This is a genomic window from Streptomyces sp. WAC05292 (assembly GCF_003949955.1).
Classification (GTDB): domain Bacteria; phylum Actinomycetota; class Actinomycetes; order Streptomycetales; family Streptomycetaceae; genus Streptomyces; species Streptomyces globosus.
Map to the genome: position 1 here is coordinate 1 of NZ_RPSE01000018.1, position 16833 is coordinate 16833.

Annotated in this window: 12 protein-coding genes and 3 tRNA genes; 7 read left to right on the forward strand and 8 right to left on the reverse strand. The window is 74.5% G+C overall.

Annotated elements, in window-relative coordinates:
- The first annotated feature begins 274 nt into the window (after nucleotides 1-274).
- Nucleotides 275-2353: a molybdopterin oxidoreductase family protein gene (locus EF903_RS04040; protein WP_125541193.1), complete on the forward strand. Its 2079-nt coding sequence runs from the start codon at nucleotides 275-277 to the stop codon at nucleotides 2351-2353.
- Nucleotides 2354-2572: 219 nt separating this feature from the next.
- Entirely contained in the window at nucleotides 2573-3676 is a 1104-nt protein-coding gene (locus EF903_RS04045) for an RNA polymerase sigma factor (RefSeq protein ID WP_125541225.1), read from the forward strand.
- 59 nt (nucleotides 3677-3735) lie between these two features.
- Here EF903_RS04045 and EF903_RS04050 read toward each other — a convergent pair whose 3' ends face one another.
- The 4 genes from EF903_RS04050 to EF903_RS04065 form a co-directional block, all read right to left on the reverse strand.
- Nucleotides 3736-5658, reverse strand: coding sequence for an ABC transporter ATP-binding protein (locus tag EF903_RS04050; RefSeq protein ID WP_125541194.1), 1923 nt, complete (start codon nucleotides 5656-5658; stop codon nucleotides 3736-3738).
- Nucleotides 5655-7388 (reverse strand): ABC transporter ATP-binding protein, encoded by a 1734-nt coding sequence (locus EF903_RS04055; protein ID WP_125541195.1) that lies wholly within the window; start codon nucleotides 7386-7388, stop codon nucleotides 5655-5657. Before EF903_RS04055 ends, EF903_RS04050 begins: the two co-directional genes overlap by 4 nt.
- Before the next feature lie 147 nt (nucleotides 7389-7535).
- Nucleotides 7536-8990, reverse strand: coding sequence for an FGGY family carbohydrate kinase (locus EF903_RS04060; RefSeq protein ID WP_125541196.1), 1455 nt, complete (start codon nucleotides 8988-8990; stop codon nucleotides 7536-7538).
- 75 nt (nucleotides 8991-9065) lie between these two features.
- Nucleotides 9066-9365 (reverse strand): YtxH domain-containing protein, encoded by a 300-nt coding sequence (locus EF903_RS04065; protein WP_125541197.1) that lies wholly within the window; start codon nucleotides 9363-9365, stop codon nucleotides 9066-9068.
- A 144-nt stretch (nucleotides 9366-9509) separates the two neighbouring features.
- Between EF903_RS04065 and EF903_RS04070 the strand changes: the two genes are divergently transcribed.
- The 3 genes from EF903_RS04070 (at nucleotide 9510) to EF903_RS04080 (ending at nucleotide 9919) form a co-directional block, all read left to right on the forward strand.
- Nucleotides 9510-9582, forward strand: a tRNA-Asn gene (locus tag EF903_RS04070).
- 5 nt (nucleotides 9583-9587) lie between these two features.
- Nucleotides 9588-9660: transfer RNA gene (locus EF903_RS04075), tRNA-Asn, on the forward strand.
- Between the two features lie 185 nt (nucleotides 9661-9845).
- Nucleotides 9846-9919 (forward strand) — tRNA-Ile (locus tag EF903_RS04080).
- 106 nt (nucleotides 9920-10025) lie between these two features.
- Here the strand turns inward: EF903_RS04080 and EF903_RS04085 are convergent.
- A complete protein-coding gene (locus tag EF903_RS04085) occupies nucleotides 10026-11213 on the reverse strand; it encodes a glutamate--cysteine ligase (RefSeq protein WP_185902511.1) in 1188 nt (395 codons plus the stop codon).
- A gap of 214 nt (nucleotides 11214-11427) precedes the next feature.
- Between EF903_RS04085 and EF903_RS04090 the strand changes: the two genes are divergently transcribed.
- Nucleotides 11428-12696 (forward strand): MFS transporter, encoded by a 1269-nt coding sequence (locus tag EF903_RS04090; protein ID WP_125541199.1) that lies wholly within the window; start codon nucleotides 11428-11430, stop codon nucleotides 12694-12696.
- A gap of 24 nt (nucleotides 12697-12720) precedes the next feature.
- On the opposite strand, the gene EF903_RS04095 is transcribed toward EF903_RS04090, so the two are convergent.
- Nucleotides 12721-14073, reverse strand: a complete 1353-nt coding sequence (locus tag EF903_RS04095) for a carboxyl transferase domain-containing protein (protein WP_125541200.1) — start codon at nucleotides 14071-14073, stop codon at nucleotides 12721-12723.
- 343 nt (nucleotides 14074-14416) lie between these two features.
- Entirely contained in the window at nucleotides 14417-15073 is a 657-nt protein-coding gene (locus EF903_RS04100) for a LysE family transporter (RefSeq protein ID WP_125541201.1), read from the reverse strand.
- A 70-nt stretch (nucleotides 15074-15143) separates the two neighbouring features.
- On the opposite strand from EF903_RS04100, the gene EF903_RS04105 reads away from it, so the two are divergent.
- Nucleotides 15144-15584, forward strand: coding sequence for an Lrp/AsnC family transcriptional regulator (locus EF903_RS04105; protein ID WP_125541202.1), 441 nt, complete (start codon nucleotides 15144-15146; stop codon nucleotides 15582-15584).
- A 125-nt stretch (nucleotides 15585-15709) separates the two neighbouring features.
- Here EF903_RS04105 and EF903_RS04110 read toward each other — a convergent pair whose 3' ends face one another.
- Entirely contained in the window at nucleotides 15710-16747 is a 1038-nt protein-coding gene (locus EF903_RS04110) for a rod shape-determining protein (protein WP_114057456.1), read from the reverse strand.
- Between the last annotated feature and the right edge of the window lie 86 nt (nucleotides 16748-16833).

The window sequence follows — 16833 nt, forward strand, 5'->3', positions numbered from 1 at the left end:
CCGCCCGCGTCACCGGCGCCGAGCCGTCCGTCGGCCGGCGGCTGGACCGCCGGCCGACGGACGGCACACCTCGCCGGCGGCCGACCCGGCGGCCGGCACGGCCGATCCGGCGTCCGGCAGGGCCGACCGGGCGGCCGGCCGGCGGGCCGACCGGTCGGTCCGCCGGGGCCGGCGGTGGTCCTCACCGGGGGGCGGCGGGGGCGCTGAGGCGCCCGTACGGGAGGTGTAACCGGAGGCGGCGGCCTGTGTAACACCGCCGCCGCACGCTGGCCGCATGCACACGCCCGCCACCGCCACCGCCACGCACTGCCCCTACTGCGCCCTCCAGTGCGGGATGAACCTGCGCCCCGCGCCGGACGGGGCGGGGGTGGCGGTGGAGGAGCGGACGGAGTTCCCCGTGAACCGGGGCGCCCTGTGCGGCAAGGGCCGCACCGCGCCCGCCGTGCTCTCCTCCCGGGTGCGCCTGACCGAGCCGCTCGTCCGCACCCGCGCCGGGCGGCTGGAGCCGGCCACCTGGGAGGAGGCCCTCGACGCCGTCGCCGAAGGCCTCGCCCGGACCCGCGACGCCCACGGGCCCGACGCCGTCGGCGTGTTCGGCGGGGGCGGGCTCACCAACGAGAAGGCCTACGCGCTCGGGAAGTTCGCCCGCGTCGCCCTGCGCACCTCGCAGATCGACTACAACGGCCGGTTCTGCATGTCCTCGGCCGCGGCCGCCCACCAGCGGGCCTTCGGGCTGGACCGGGGGCTGCCGTTCCCGCTGGAGGACATCCCGCGCACCGGCTGCGTGATCCTCGTCGGCTCCAACCCGGCCGAAACCATGCCGCCGGCCCTGCGCTACTTCACCGAGCTCAAGGCCAACGGCGGCACCCTGATCGTCGTCGACCCCCGCCGCACCCGCACCGCCGAACAGGCCGACCTGCACCTGGCACCCCGCCCCGGCACCGACCTCGCCCTCGCGCTCGGCCTGCTGCACCTGGTCGTCGCCGAAGGCCGCACCGACGACGCGTTCATCGCGGAGCGCACCACCGGCTGGGAAGAGGCGCGGGCCGCGGCCATGGCGCACTGGCCGGAGCTGGTGGAGCGGATCACCGGCGTCCCCGTGCCGAAGCTCCGCGAGGCGGTGTCCCTGTTCTGCGCCCCGTCCTCGGCGATGGTCCTCACCGCCCGCGGCCCCGAGCAGCAGTCGAAGGGGACCGACACCGTCGGTGCCTGGATCAACCTGTGCCTGGCCACCGGCCGGGCCGGCCGCCCCCACTCCGGCTACGGCTGCCTCACCGGCCAGGGCAACGGCCAGGGCGGCCGCGAGCACGGCCAGAAGGCCGACCAGCTCCCCGGCTACCGCAAGCTGACCGACCCGGCGGCCCGCGCCCACGTCGCCTCCGTGTGGGGCGTCGACCCCGACAGCCTGCCCGGCCCCGGCCGCAGCGCGTACGAACTCCTCGACGCACTCGGCACCGACGTGCGGGCCCTGCTCCTGATGGGCTCCAACCCGGTCGTCTCCGCGCCCCGGGCCGCCCACGTCGAGGACCGCATCCGCTCCCTGGACTTCCTCGCCGTCGCGGACGTCGTCCTCTCCGAGACGGCCGCCCTCGCCGACGTCGTCCTCCCCGTCACCCAGTGGGCCGAGGAGACCGGCACCACCACCAACCTCGAAGGCCGCGTCCTGCTGCGCCGCCGCGCCCTGACCCCGCCGCCGGGCGTGCGCAGCGACCTGGAGGTGATGAACGGCCTCGCCGCCCGCCTCGGTGTGGAGAAGGGCTTCCCCACCGCCGCCGAGGAGGTCTTCGAGGAGCTCCGGCGCGCCTCCGCCGGCGGGCCCGCCGACTACTCCGGCATCTCCTACGCCCGCATCGAGGCCGAGCAGGGCGTCTTCTGGCCCTGCCCGGAGGGCTCCGCGGGGCAGCCCCGGCTGTTCCTCGACCGGTTCGCCACCGCGGACGGGCGCGCCCGCTTCGCCGCCGTCTCCCACCGGGACGCGGCCGAACTCCCCGACGCCGACTACCCGGTCCTGCTGACCACCGGCCGTGTCGTCGCCCAGTACCAGTCCGGGGCGCAGACCCGCCGCGTCGACGAGCTGAACGCCGCGGCCCCCGGCCCGTTCGTGGAGCTGCACCCGCGCCTCGCGGCCCGCCTGGGCGCCGTCGAGGGCACCCCGCTCGCCGTCACCTCCCGCCGCGGCAGGGCCGTCGCCCCCGCCCGCATCACGGACGCCATCCGCGCCGACACGGTCTTCATGCCGTTCCACTGGCCGGGAGAGGGCCGCGCCAACACGCTGACCAACCCGGCGCTCGATCCGACCTCCCGGATGCCCGAGTTCAAGGTGTGCGCGGTCCGCGTCGAGCCGCTCGGCTGACCCCGGTCCGGGGCCGGGGCCTGGCCTGGACGGCACAGGGGGCCGACGGGCGAGCGGGTCGGACATCAGTCCGATCCGCATCGGTGTTCCCCGCAGCGGGTAACCATCCGGTCACGCACCGGACTCAGAAAGTGCCCGCACGCCCCTCGTGGCGGCGATGTGCCGTACCCCACACTGAGGTGCGGTGCCACCGTCCTCGGAGCCCTGGAGGTCGCCCCCGTGCAGACCCGGATCCCGACCGTCAACGCGAGCCCGCCCGCCGGACAGACCGGGGCCCCCGCGGCCGAGGAGCCCGACAAGGAGCCGGCAGCCGGACCCGGCACCGGGTTCGAGGAAGCGGACGACGAGCCCGAGGTCCCCGACATCATCGAGCACGTCCCGGACCGGCGGCGCGCCGAGAGCGCCTCGACCGGGCCCTCCGCGGACCTGTTCCGCCAGTACCTCCGCGAGATCGGCAGGATCCCGCTGCTCACCGCGGCCGAGGAGGTCGAGCTGGCCCGGCGCGTCGAAGCCGGCCTGTTCGCCGAGGAGAAGCTCGCCGGCGACCCCGACCTCGACCTCCGGCTCGCCCTCGACCTGGACAAGCTCGTCGTCATGGGCCGCATGGCCAAGCGCCGCCTCATCGAGTCGAACCTGAGGCTCGTCGTCTCCGTCGCCAAGCGCTACGTCGGCCGCGGGCTCACCATGCTCGACCTCGTCCAGGAGGGGAACCTCGGCCTGATCCGGGCCGTGGAGAAATTCGACTACACCCGCGGCTACAAGTTCTCCACGTACGCCACGTGGTGGATCCGGCAGGCCATGTCGCGCGCCCTCGCCGACCAGGCGCGCACCATCCGCGTCCCCGTCCACGTCGTGGAGCTGATCAACCGCGTCGTCCGCGTGCAGCGGCGCATGCTCCAGGAGCGCGGCTACGAGCCCACCGCCGAAGAGGTCGCCGTCCACCTGGAGCTGACGCCCGAGCGGGTCGTGGAGGTGCTGCGGCTCGCCCAGGAGCCGGTGTCCCTGCACTCCCCGGTCGGCGAGGAGGACGACGTCGCCCTGGGCGACCTCATCGAGGACGGCGACGCCGCCTCGCCGATGGAGTCCGCGGCGTTCTTCCTGCTGCGCGAGCACCTGGAAGCCGTCCTGTCGACCCTCGGCGAACGCGAGCGCAAGGTCGTCCAGTTGCGGTACGGCCTCGCCGACGGGCGGCCGCGCACCCTGGAGGAGATCGGGCGCATCTTCGGCGTGACCCGTGAGCGCATCCGGCAGATCGAGTCCAAGACCCTCTGCAAGCTCCGCGACCACGCCTTCGCCGACCAGCTGCGCGGCTACCTCGACTGACGTCGGCGGGGGGCGCACGCAGCCGCGTACGCCCCCCGCCGTCTCAACGTTCCGCCCTGCTAGTCGACTTCGGCCACCGCCTGGGCGAACTGCGCCGCGTACAGCCGGGCGTAGGCGCCGTCCGCCGCGAGCAGCTCCTCGTGCGTGCCCTGTTCGACGATCGAGCCGTTCTCCATCACCAGGATCACGTCCGCGTCCCGGATGGTGGAGAGCCGGTGCGCGATCACGAACGAGGTGCGGCCGTGCGCCAGCCGCGCCATCGCCTTCTGGATCAGCACCTCCGTACGGGTGTCGACCGAGCTCGTCGCCTCGTCGAGGACCAGGATCACCGGGTCGGACAGGAACGCCCGCGCGATCGTGATCAGCTGCTTCTCGCCGGCGCTGACGCCCGAGCCCTCGTCGTCCAGCACCGTGTCGTAGCCGTCCGGCAGGGTGCGCACGAACCGGTCGGCGTGCGCGGCCCGCGCGGCCTCCTCGATCTCGGCGCGCGTGACCTCGCGGGAGGCGCCGTACGCGATGTTCTCCGCGATCGTCCCGCCGAACAGCCAGGTGTCCTGGAGCACCATGCCGATGCCGCCGCGCAGGTCCTCGCGGGTCATCTTCGCGATGTCCGCCCCGTCCAGGGCGATACGGCCGCCGGTGACCTCGTAGAACCGCATCAGCAGGTTCACCAGCGTCGTCTTGCCGGCGCCGGTGGGGCCGACGATCGCGACCGTCTGGCCGGGCTCCACCGCCAGCGACAGGTCCTCGATCAGCGGCTTGTCCGGCTCGTACCGGAAGGACACCTTCTCCAGCACGACCCGGCCGCGGACCTCCTGCGGACGCTCCGGCACCGCAGCGTCCGGCTCCTGCTCCTCCGCGTCCAGCACCTCGTACACGCGCTCCGCCGACGCAACACCCGACTGCACCAGGTTCGCCATCGACGCGACCTGCGTCAGCGGCATCGAGAACTGCCGCGAATACTGGATGAACGCCTGCACGTCGCCGATCGACAGGCTGCCCGAGGCCACCCGCAGACCGCCGACCACCGCCACCAGCACGTAGTTGATGTTCGAGATGAAGAACATCACCGGCTGCATGATGCCGCTGACCAGCTGCGCCTTGAACGAGGCCCGGAACAGCGCCTCGTTCTGCTCGGCGAAGACCGCCGCGGACTCCTCCTGCCGGCCGAAGACCTTCACCAGCGCGTGCCCCGAGTACATCTCCTCGACGTGCGCGTTCAGCGAGCCGGTCGACTTCCACTGCGCCACGAACTGAGGCTGAGACCTCTTGCCGATCTTCGCCGCCACGACCACCGACACCGGGATCGTCACCAGCGCGACCAGCGCCAGCAGGGGCGAGATCCAGACCATCATCGCCAGCACGCCGACGATCGTCAGCAGCGAGTTCAGCAGCTGCCCCATCGTCTGCTGGAGCGTCTGCCCGATGTTGTCGATGTCGTTCGTCGCCCGGCTGAGGACCTCGCCCCGCTTCTGCCGGTCGAAGTACGACAGCGGCAGCCGCGACAGCTTGTCCTGCAGCTCCTCGCGCATCCGGTACACGGTGCCGTTCATGATGTGGTTCGACAGCCGCGTCGCGACCAGCATCAGCAGCCCGGCCAGCACGAACACCACCAGCGCCCACACCGCGACGACGCCGACCGCGCCGAAGTCGATGCCCTCGCCCGGCGTGAAGTCCGTCCCCGACAGCATGTCGGCGGTACCGTCCTCGCCGCGGGCGCGCATCGCGTCGAGCGCCTGCTCCTTGGTGAGGCCCGCCGGCATCTCCCGGCCGACGATCCCCGCGAAGACGAGGTCCGTCGCATGCCCGAGGATCTTCGGGCCGATCACCGTGCAGACGACGCTGCCGAACACGGCGGCGACCATCCCCCACAGCTTCGCCCGGTCGTACGCGATCTGCCGCAGCAGCCGCTTCCCCGAGCCCTTGAAGTCCAGGGACCGCTGCCCGGGCCCCATCATCATCCGTCCTCCGGGCCCGCTCATGCGGCCTCCGCCTCCGTCAGCTGGGAGAGCACGATCTCCCGGTAGGTCTCGTTCCCGGCCATCAGCTCGTGGTGGCGGCCCTCGCCGACGACCTGCCCCTCGTCGAGCACGATGATCCGGTCGGCGTCGCGGATCGTCGCGACCCGCTGCGCGACGATGACCACCGTCGCGTCCCCGGTCTCCCGGCCCAGCGCCGCGCGCAGCGCCGCGTCCGTCGCGTAGTCCAGGGCCGAGAAGGAGTCGTCGAACAGGTAGATCTCCGGGCGCTGCACCAGGGTGCGGGCGATGGCCAGGCGCTGGCGCTGGCCGCCGGAGACGTTCGTCCCGCCCTGGGTGATCGGTGCGTCCAGACCGCCTTCGAGCGCGGCGACGAACTCCCGCGCCTGCGCCACCTCCAGGGCGTGCCACAGCTCCTCGTCCGTGGCGTCCGGGCGCCCGTAGCGCAGGTTGGAGGCCACCGTTCCGGAGAACAGGTACGGCTTCTGCGGCACCAGGCCCACCGTGCGGGCCAGCAGCTTCGGGTCCAGGCGGCGCACGTCCTCGCCGTCCACGAGGACATCGCCGCCGGTCGCGTCGAACAGCCGAGGCACCAGCCCCAGCAGCGTCGACTTGCCGCTGCCGGTGGATCCGATGACCGCCGTCGTCTCCCCGGGTCGGGCCACCAGGTCCACCCCGCGCAGCACGGGCGCCTCCGCGCCCGGGTAGCGGAAGTCGGCGCCGCGCAGCTCCAGCACCCCGCGCCGGGACAGCTCGCGCACCGGGTCCGCGGGCGGGACGACGCTGGACTCGGTGTCCAGCACCTCCTGCACGCGCTCCGCGCACACCTCGGCGCGCGGCACCATCATGAACATGAACGTGGCCATCATGACGGCCATGACGATCTGCATCAGGTAGGCGAGGAACGCCGTCAGCTGGCCGATCTCCATGCCGCCGCTGTCGATCCGCATCGCGCCGAACCAGATGACGGCGACGCTGGAGATGTTCACGACCACGATGACCGTGGGGAACATCAGCGCCAGGAGCCGCCCCGAGGCCAGCGACACGTCGGTCAGCGAGGTGTTCGCCCCGCGGAAGCGCTCCTTCTCGTAGCCGTCGCGGACGAACGCGCGGATCACCCGGTTGCCGGTGATCTGCTCGCGCAGCACCCGGTTCACCACGTCCAGCCGCTCCTGCATCTGCCGGAACAGCGGGCGCGTCCGCCACACGATCGCGCCGACGGACAGGCCCAGGACGGGCACCACGGCCAGCAGCACGCCCGACAGCGCCACGTCCAGCGACAGGGCCATCGCAATGCCGCCGATGCACATGATCGGCGCCGAGACCATCAGCGTGAAGGTCATCAGCACCAGCATCTGGATCTGCTGCACGTCGTTCGTCGTGCGGGTGATCAGCGACGGCGCCCCGAACTGGCCCAGTTCGCGCGCGGAGAAGCTCTGCACCCGGTCGAAGACGGCGGCACGGACGTCGCGGCCCAGCGCCGCGGAAGTACGGGCGCCGTAGTACACGGCGCCGATGTTGCAGCCCAGCTGGACGAGCGAGACGGCCAGCATCAGCGCCCCGAAGCGCAGGATGTAGCCGGTGTCGCCGCTCACGACGCCCTTGTCGATGATGTCGGCGTTCAGCGTGGGCAGGTAGAGGCTCGCGCTGGTCTGCAGCAGTTGCAGCAGCACCAGCAGGGCGATCGGTTTCCGGTACGGACCCAGATGGGTCCGCAGAAGTCGTATGAGCACGCGCAGGCTCCGGTCGGGGATCGAGGGGGGTCACCCCATCTTCGGCCAACCCCGCGCCCGGACCCACCCGTTTTTGCAAAGGACGGTCAAAAGGAGCAGACCGGCCCCGCGCGCCCCGGCCCTGCCGCTCCCCGCGGCGCCGCGCCCCTACGCCTGGAACGCGCCCGGGTGTATCTGCTCGCGCGTCGCGATGTACTGCTGGCGCACCGCCTGCCAGGCCGGGTAGTCCTCCCCCGGCTCGAAGACCTGCGCCGCCGGCCCCGGCCACACCGGGGGCGTGTGCGGGGCCAGCGTCCCCTGCTGCACCCCCAGCGCCCACGCCGCCTGCCGCGCCGCGCCCACCGCCGCGTAGTCCGCGGGCGCAGGAACGACGATCTGCGTCCCGAACAGCCCGGGCGCTGCCGCCTGCACGGCCGGCAGCCCGGCCGCGGCGCCCAGGAGGAACACCCGCCGGATGTCGACGCCGCGCATCCGCAGCACGTCGATGGCGTCCGCCAGCCCGCACAGCATGCCCTCGAACGCGGCCCGCGCCAGGTGCTCCGGCTTCATGGAGTCGCGCCGCAGCCCGGACAGGGTGCCCGCCGTGTGCGGCAGGTTCGGGGTGCGCTCGCCCTCCAGGTACGGCAGGAGGACCAGGCCGTGCGCGCCGGGCGTCGACTTCAGCGCCAGGTCGGACAGCCCGTCGAGATCGGTGCCGAGCAGCTCGGCGGTGCCCCGCAGGGCCCGTACCGCATTGGCGGTGTTCACGACCGGCAGGTGCATCCCGCCCGCGTCGGCGAGGGAGGTGATCAGCCCGTTCGGCTCGGTCAGCGCCTCGTGGTGGACGGCCATCACCGAACCCGAGGCGCCCAGGGAGACCACCGCGTCGCCGGGGCCCAGGCCGAGCCCGAGCGCCGCGGCCATGGTCTCGCCGGTGCCGGCGGAGATCAGCAGCCCCTCCGGGGTCATCCCGGCGGCCTCGGCCGGCGCGAGGACCTCCGGCAGCAGCGCCATGTGCCCGAGGGCGAGCTCCACCAGGTCGGGGCGGTAGGAACCGGTCCGGGCCGACCAGTAGCCGGTGCCGGAGGCGCCGCCCCGGTCGGTGGTGCGCCGGGCGGGGCGGCCCAGCAGCTGCCAGACGAGCCAGTCGTGCGGCGACATCAGCACCGCCGTGCGGCGCGCCGCGTCCGGCTCCGTGCGGGCCAGCCAGGCGAGCTTCGCGACGGGCTGCGCCGAGTGCGGGACGCAGCCGACGGCCTCGGCCCAGGCGTGCCGGCCGCCCAGCGCCTCGGTCAGGTCGGCCGCGGCGACCTGGCCGCGCTTGTCGTTGCCGACGAGGGCGGGGCGGACGAGCGCGCCCTGCGCGTCCAGCGCCAGCAGGCCGTGCTGCTGGGCGGAGACGCCGATGGCCTGGACCCCTTCGAGGAGCCCCCCGCCGGCCGCCTCGCCCAGGGACAGCAGCCAGGCCTGCGGATCGGCCTCATGGGGGTGGAAGCCCTCCGGATCACCCGCGGGCTGGGGATGGGGCGCGTACCCCTGGCGCAGTACGGCACCCGTGTCGGTGTCGCAGACGACGATGCGAGTGAAGGCGGAAGAGCTGTCCAGCCCGGCGACTATCCCCATGCGGAGAATTCTGCCGCACGGCAGTGCGGAATCCGCCGCCCCGGGAGGCAGCGGATCCCGCGGGGAGCCGGCGTCTCAGGTGTTGCTGGTGCCCCACTCGTCGTCGTAGCCGCCGCCCCGGCCGCGCAGGGCGCGCACCCGCTCGGCCAGCGGGGCCGGGAGGACGCCGCCGACCTTGTCGCCCAGCACGGTGACGGCCTTGCCCGCGTACTGCCGGCCGGCCTGGCCGGCGGTCTCGGCCGCGTTCCGCACGGCCGGGTTCTGCGCGACCTCGCGCGCGGACTTCTTCAGCTGCTCGTAGCGCTCGCGCCCGGCCCGGGAGCCGAGGACGTACCCGAGGCCCAGTCCGACCGCGAACGCGACCTTGTACCGCATGCCTGCCACCTCTCGTCGTGTGTGCCCGGCCGGCGCTCGATACCGATTGGCGGAGCACCCCCCTGCTTGCGCTAATCTATGTCTCGCGACGGGCGCTCGCCCCCCGGCTCGGCCGGAGGTGGGCCGTTCGGCGCAACGCAGCAATCCCCTGTAGCTCAATTGGCAGAGCAGCCGGCTGTTAACCGGCAGGTTACTGGTTCGAGTCCAGTCGGGGGAGCGCGGTCCCCTGTAGCTCAATTGGCAGAGCATTCGGCTGTTAACCGGAGGGTTGCTGGTTCGAGTCCAGCCGGGGGAGCAGAGGGAAGAGGGCCCCGGTCGGGGTCCTCTTCTTTTTTTGCCCCGCGGAGGGAACCGATCGGCCCGGGAAGCGGTCTCCCACGTCAGGTGAAGCCGATCACGCGGAGCATCCGGAGCAGGAGATCGTATGAGCGGCTATGCTGCGGCAGACGGCGCGCACACATGTACGCGCCACGCCGAGAAGGGGCGGTAGCTCAGCCGGTTAGAGCAGCGGACTCATAATCCGTCGGCCGTGGGTTCGAGTCCCACCCGCCCCACCGCAAGCCGCAGGTGCAGAAACGATCGCACCTGCGGCTTCGGCATGTCCGGGACGGGGGGCTCCGAGCCGGGGCGGTGTGGCGGCCGTCACTTGCGGGTGGGCGGTCAGACGTCTTCCGTTTCGTCCGCCAAGTGGCGTAGGACGTCCGCCAGGTCGCCGCGGCGGGTGTACACCGCGCGTTGGCGGTGGGCGCCCGAGCCGTCGCGGAGGAGGCCGCCCAGGGTCTTGGCGGCGTGGTCGAGTTCGTCCGCGGCCGCCAGTTCCGGGGCGACCAGTTCCAGGAGCGCCTCCGCGAGGTCCGCCGCCGGGAGTTCGGCCCCGGTGTACGGGTCGAGGCCGAAGCCCTCCAGGCCGTCGTGGGCGGCCCGCCAGCGCGCCAGGCGCAGCACGTCGTCGCGGACTGCCGGCTCGGGGCGGTCCTCCGCGATCTCCCGCAGGGCGGTCGCCACGAGGGCGCGGACCAGTTCGGCCTGGAGGACGGCCGTGTCGATGTCCGAGGACATGTCGGGTGCCCGGATCTCGAGCGTCGGCCAGTGTCCGGACGGGCGGAGGTCCCAGTAGACCATCTTGGTGTCGAGGGCCGCGCCGGAGCCGAGCAGGGTCTGCACGGAGCTCCGGAAGTGGGCGGTGGACGTGAAGTGCGGGGGCAGCCCCGCCGAGGGCCAGCCCGACCAGGCCATCGCCCGCCAGCTGGCGTGACCGGTGTCTCGGCCGCCCCAGAACGGCGAGTTGGCGGCCAGCGCGATCAGCGTCGGCAGCCACGGCCGGACCCGGTTGGACACCGCGACCGCCGTGTCCACGTCGAGGGTGCCGACGTGGATGTGGCGGCCGCAGCTGACCAGGGTGTCGGTGAGGGCGCCGAAGCGGCGGTGCTGCTCGCGCTGGCGCGGCTCGTCGTCCGTCAGGTGCAGCGGCGTGTCCACGGCCACGACCGGCGAGGGCGCGGCCAGCAGCCGGCAGCCGTGGGCGCGGGCGGCCCGGGAGAGGGTGCGCCGCAAGGCGGCCAGCTCCCTGCGCAGTTCGAGGGCGGACTCGGAGACCGGGGTGGAGATCTCCACCTGGTAGCGGGTGCCCTCGGGGTGCACTTCGTGGGGCAGGCCCGCGGCGGTCTCCAGGACGCGGGGGGCGGCCGGGACCACCCGGAAGGTGCGGGCGTCGACGAGGAGGAACTCCTCCTCCACGCCGACCGTGAGCGGTGCCGTGCCGGGAACGGGGGCGGGAACGGCGGAGACGGCGGGGGCGCCGTCGTCCGCCGTGTCGGTGCTCGTCGTGCTGGTGCCAGGTTCGATCACTACGCCTCCCTGGACATTACGAGTCTTTTCATCATGAGCGGGAGACAGGCGGCGAGCGCGCGCCGATTCGGTCAAATGTCCCTCTCCCATGGCGCGTTAGCGGCAAGGTCCCGCCGGGGGTGGGGCCGCGGATCCGGGTGGGGCGGCTGTTGCGGCTGCGTGAAACCGGCCACGGCCCCTGCGGCGCGCCGCGGGCCGCCGGTTAGCATCCCGTGTGACCGGTACGAGCACCCCCGCCCCCGCGGGCCGTCCGCCGCGCGTGTTCGCCGACCTGACCCCGCTGCGGACCTCGCCCGACTACCGGCGGCTGTGGATCGGCAACACCGTCTCCTGGACGGGCCAGACGATGACGGCCCTCGCCATCTCGCTCCAGGTGTACGACATCACCGGCTCCAGCTTCTCCGTGGGGCTCGTCGGGCTGTTCTCCCTCGTCCCGCTCGTCGTCTTCGGCCTCTACGGCGGTGCCGTCGCCGACACCGTGGACCGCCGCAGGCTCGGCCTGTACAGCTCGCTCGGCATGGCCGTCCTGTCGGTGGTCCTGGCCGGCGCCGCGCTGCTCGGCTTCCACCGGGTGTGGCTGCTGTATGCCGTCGTCGCCCTGCAGGCCGTGTGCGGCGCCCTCGCCGGGCCGGCCCGCTCCGCGATGATCCCGCGGCTGCTGCCGCCCGAGCAGCTGCCCGCCGCGAACGCGCTGAACTCCGTCACCATGACGTCCGGCACGATGGCCGGCCCGGTGCTCGGCGGCTTCGCCGTCGGCCTGTTCGGCTTCCAGGCCGCCTACCTGATCGACGCCGTCACCTTCTGCGCCGCCCTGTACGCGATGTGGCGGCTGCCGGCGATGCTGCCCGACCGGGAGGGCGGCGGGCGGGGCCGGGCGTCCGTCCTGGACGGGCTGCGCTTCCTCGGGAGGTGCCCGAACATCCGGATGACCTTCTTCTCCGACCTGGCGGCGATGGTGCTGGCGCAGCCGAAGGCGCTGTTCCCGGCCGTCGCCGCCGTCTGGTTCGGCGGCGACGCGAAGACCACCGGCCTGCTGGTGGCCGCCCCGGCCGCGGGGGCGCTGCTCGGCGGGCTGTTCTCCGGGTGGCAGGGCCGGATCCGGCGCCACGGACTGGCGGTCCTGCTGGCCGTCGCCGCGTGGGGGACGGCCGTCGCCGTGTTCGGGCTGACGCGGAACCTGTGGCTCGGGGTGCTGTTCCTGGCGCTGGCCGGCTGGGCGGACACCGTCTCCATGGTGTTCCGCTCGACGATGATGCAGGCCGCCACCCCGGACGAGATGCGGGGCCGGCTCCAGGGCGTGTTCATCGTGGTCGTCGCGGGCGGGCCGCGGCTCGGCGACTTCCTCGCCGGGACCGTCGCCGACGCCGCCTCCCCGGCCGTGGCCATCACGGGCGGCGGCCTCGCCTGCGTGCTGGCCGTGGCCGTTTTGGCCGCGTCCCGGCCCGGCTTCGCCCGCTACGACGCCCGCTCGCCGCAGCCCTGAGCCGGGCCGGCCGCAGGGCGGCGGTCAGGGCCGCGGCTGCGGGGCGACGACGCCGCGGGCCACGCCCAGCGCCACGAGGTCCTGCGGGCGGATGCGCAGCTGGCCGGCCGTGGCGGGGGCCTCCGCCGCCGGGCGCTTGAGGATGGCCGCGGCCATCTCGGGCGCGATCACGGAGAAGTAGGAGTCCGGGGTCACCCACGTGTTGCCGGGCGCGGCCAGCGCCAGCGCCCCGCCCGAGCCGCCCTCGCCGATCAGGAGGGTGGTGACGGGGACGGAGGCCTCCGCGACCGCCGCGAACGTGTCGGCGATGGCCGCGCCGGCGCCCTCCCGCTCGGCGGCGGCGTCGTTGGCCGCCCCCGGGGTGTCGACCAGCGTCAGGACGGGGATGCCCAGCCGGTCCGCGAGGCGGATCACGCGGGCCGCGGTGCGGTACCCGGCCGGGCGGGTGGCCGTGCCGCACTGGGCGGCGTACGCGACGGCCCGCCCGGCGCGCAGTCCGATGCCGCACAGCATGCCCGGGTCGGTGCCCCCGGCCCGGTCACCGGACAGCGCGAGCCGCAGCGGGAAGTACGCGTCCAGGTAGGCGGCGGCGTGCGGCCGGTCCGGGCGGCGGGCCTGCCGTACGGCGTCCCAGCCGCCGGCCGGGGGCGGTACGTCGGACAGGGCCGCCGGGGGCTCGGCCGGCTCGGGCGAGCGGGGCGCGGCGAGGACGCGCAGCCAGTCGGCGAGGACGCCGGGCAGCTCGGCGGGCGGCACGACCGCGTCGACGTGCCCGGCGGCGTACTGGGCCTCGGCGGTGTAGGCCGCCGGGTCGGCGTCGGCGGGCCGCACCCGCGAGCCGGCGAAGCCGACCTGGGCGCCGGGCAGCGCGAGGACGACGTCCGCCCCGGCGCCGAGGGTGGCCCAGCCGCCGCCGGTGGTGGGATCGCGGAGCACGGCGATCTGCGGGAGGCCCGCGGCCCGGGTGAGGACGCACTGGCGGGCCACGCGCTGGAGCTGCGCCAGCGCGAGCATGCCCTCCTGCATCCGGGAGCCCCCGGTGGCGATCAGGGACACCAGCGGCAGGCGGTGCGCGCGGGCGTGCTCGTACGCGGCTTCGAGCCGGTCCCCGGTGCGTTCGCCGAGGGAGCCGCCGAGGAAGCCGAACTCGAAGGCGATCAGGACGGCCCGGCTCCCGCCGATCGAGGCGGCCCCGACCACCACGGACTCCTCCTCGCCGGTGCGGTCGGCGGCGCGGGCGCGGGAGGCGTCGTAGCCGGTCCAGCCCAGCGGCCCGTCCGGCGCGGACGTCCGGGCCGGCGCGGGGAGTTCGGCGAAGCTGCCGGGGTCGGTCACGGAGGCGAGGGCCGCACGGGCCGAGAGGCGGGTCGTGGTCACGCTGCCACCCTAGGGTCTGTCCGGCGGCGGGGGCGGCCGGTTCGAGCCGCTCTCGGGCGGCCGCCCGGCGGGCCTTCCGGGGGTGGCGCGGCAGCGGGCGGCGGCGCCGGCAGCGCGCCCCGGCGGGCACGGACGTACCCGGCCTGCGCGGACGTCTCCCGGCGGGCACGGACGTCCGCGGGCGGGCACGGCCCTCCCCGGCATGCACGGACGTCCCCCCGGCGGGCACGGACGTCCCCCGGCGGGCACGGACGTCCCCCGGCGGGCACGGCCCTCACCGGCCTGCGCGGTCGGCGCGTGTGCCGCCACCGGGCCGCTGACGGCCCTGCCCGGCCCCGGCGGCCTACCAGGGCAGGGGGAAGGCGATCTTCACGGCATATGCGGCGACCAGGCCGTAGCCGAGGCGGAACGTCCATATCCGGGTGGTCGGGGAGATCCGCCGCCCGGCGAGCGAGCCGAGCACGACCAGCGTCTGCTGCCACAGCAGGGAGGCCGCGGCGACGCCGGTGAGGAACGCGGTCGCGGCGGCGCCGCTGCTCAGCGCTGCCCCCTGGGCGGTCGTCAGCGCGGCGAAGTACAGGGCGGTGGTGGGGTTCACGGCGGTGAGGGCGACGTACCGGGCGAACACCGCCCCGCGGCTGAGCCCGGGCCCGGGGGCCTTCTCGGCTGCGGCCGCGGGGCCGCCCGCGGCCGGCGCCGGCTCCCGTACCCGCGCCGCCCCGGCCAGGCCGTGCGCGGCGATGGCCAGCAGTACCGCCGCCGCGGCCAGCCGGATCCACGCCTCGACCGGCGCCACGTGGGAGGCGACCCACGGGCCCAGCGCGGTGGCCAGGGCCGCGTATCCGAGGTCGACCGCGGCGACGCCGGACGCCGCGGCGACGGCCGTGCGGCGGTCGCGCACCGCCTCCTGGAGCAGCAGGACGCTCATCGCCCCCATCGGCATCGCCACGCCCAGGCCCGCGGCCGTCCCCGCCAGCGCGGGACTCAGTAGTTCCGTCATGTGGGGAAGAGTGGGGCGGGCCCAGCCGACCGCGGCAGCCGATATCGGCCTGTGCTGCGAGAATCGCGGCATGGACCGCCTCGACAGGGAAATCCTCGGCATCCTGCAGCAGGATGCGCGGATCTCGTACCGGGACCTCGGCGTCCGCGTCGGCCTCAGCGCCAACGCGGCGGCGGACCGGGTGCGCCGGATGCGGCGCGACGGGGTGATCCGAGGTTTCACCGTCATCGTCGACCCGGCCGCCGACACGCGCGGCGGGCTGGTGGTCTTCATCGACCTCACGCTGCGGCAGGACACCACGAACGAGGAGTTCGAGCAGCGGGTCGCCGGACTGCCGGGGATCACGGAGGTGGTGCACGTGACGGGGGACTACGACTACCTCGTACGGGCCCGCGCCGCCGACCCGGCGGCCCTCGACACCCTGCTGCGCAGACTGAAGCGGGAGGCGGGCGTGGCCCAGTCCAGCACCCGTCTGGCCCTGCGCGCCGCCACCCGGCCCGGGGCCGGGTAGACCGCCCCTGCGCCGGTCCGCGGACGGGAACGCCGGACGGGAACGCCGGACGGGAACGCCGGACGGGCCGCAGCGCCCGGTGCGGGCGGCTCCGGGCGCTGCGGCCTCGCGGGAGGCGGCGGGTCTCAGCCGGCCAGGGGGTTGAGGACCATCGGCGCGACCTTGCCTTCCAGCATGGCGCCCAGGCCCAGCACGGCGCAGACGTCGGGCCGTTCCGCGATGGCCACGGGCATGCCGGTGGCGTCGCGGAGCATCTGGTCCAGGCCGGGGAGCAGCGCGCTGCCGCCCACCATCATGATCCCGCGGTCGGTGAGGTCGGCGACCAGGTCGGGCGGGCAGTCGCGGAGGACCTTGCCGATGCCGTCGAGGACCGCGGTGAGCGGGGTGTGGATGGCGTCGCGGACCGCGGCGGTGTCGACGTGGACGGAGCGGGCGAGTCCGGTGGCGACGTCCCGGCCGTGGATCAGGGTGGAGGCGGGGCCGTCGGGGGTGAGGCCGTTGCCGTGCAGGGCCAGCTGGAGCGGGCGGACGGCCTGGCTGGGCAGCATCAGCTCGTGGGCGTGGCGCAGGTGCTGCACCACGGCGTGGTCGATGGCCTCGCCGCCGACGGGGATCCGCTGCGCGGTGACGATCGAGCCGAGGGAGAGGACGGCGACCTGCGTGGCCGCGGCTCCGCACACCATGATCATCGTCGCGGTCGGCTGCTCCACGGGCAGGCCGCAGCCGACGGCCGCCGCGATCAGGGTGTCGACGAGCTCGACGCGCCGGGCGCCGAGCCCGACCATCGTCTCCACCGCCGCCCGCTGGGCGAGGGGGTCGGCGTCGTGCGGGGTGCAGGCGGCGGCGCGCAGCCGCGGCTTGCGGCGCAGCGCGCGGCGGAGCTTCTCGCCGAGGAGGTGGCGCAGCATCCGCTGGGCCATCTCGATGTCGACGACCGTGCCGCCGGAGACGGGGCGCACGACGCGGATGTAGTCCGGGGTGCGGCCGGTCATCCGCTCGGCGAACGTGCCGACCGCGATGAGCGCGCCGGTGCGGGTGTTGACGGCGGCGGCGCTGGGCTCGTCGACGACGAGGCCGGCGCCCTTGACGTAGACGCGGGTCCGGGCCGCCCCGAGGTCGACGGCGACGTGGCAGCGGCGCAACTGCTCAAGACTGACGGTCACGGCAGGTCCTCCCGAGAGCGCTGACGCAAGAAGCCCGGCGGATGCCGGTTGCATTTCATATCTTCTCGGGTGAAAGGTGCATGTCG

Coding starts and splice junctions, on each gene's coding strand:
- EF903_RS04100 (WP_125541201.1), bottom strand. CDS start 15,073: ATGACGGAACTACTGAGTCCCGCGCTGGCGGGGACGGCCGCGGGCCTG.
- EF903_RS04065 (WP_125541197.1), bottom strand. CDS start 9,365: ATGCGGTACAAGGTCGCGTTCGCGGTCGGACTGGGCCTCGGGTACGTC.
- EF903_RS04050 (WP_125541194.1), bottom strand. CDS start 5,658: ATGAGCGGGCCCGGAGGACGGATGATGATGGGGCCCGGGCAGCGGTCC.
- EF903_RS04060 (WP_125541196.1), bottom strand. CDS start 8,990: ATGGGGATAGTCGCCGGGCTGGACAGCTCTTCCGCCTTCACTCGCATC.
- EF903_RS04105 (WP_125541202.1), top strand. CDS start 15,144: ATGGACCGCCTCGACAGGGAAATCCTCGGCATCCTGCAGCAGGATGCG.
- EF903_RS04040 (WP_125541193.1), top strand. CDS start 275: ATGCACACGCCCGCCACCGCCACCGCCACGCACTGCCCCTACTGCGCC.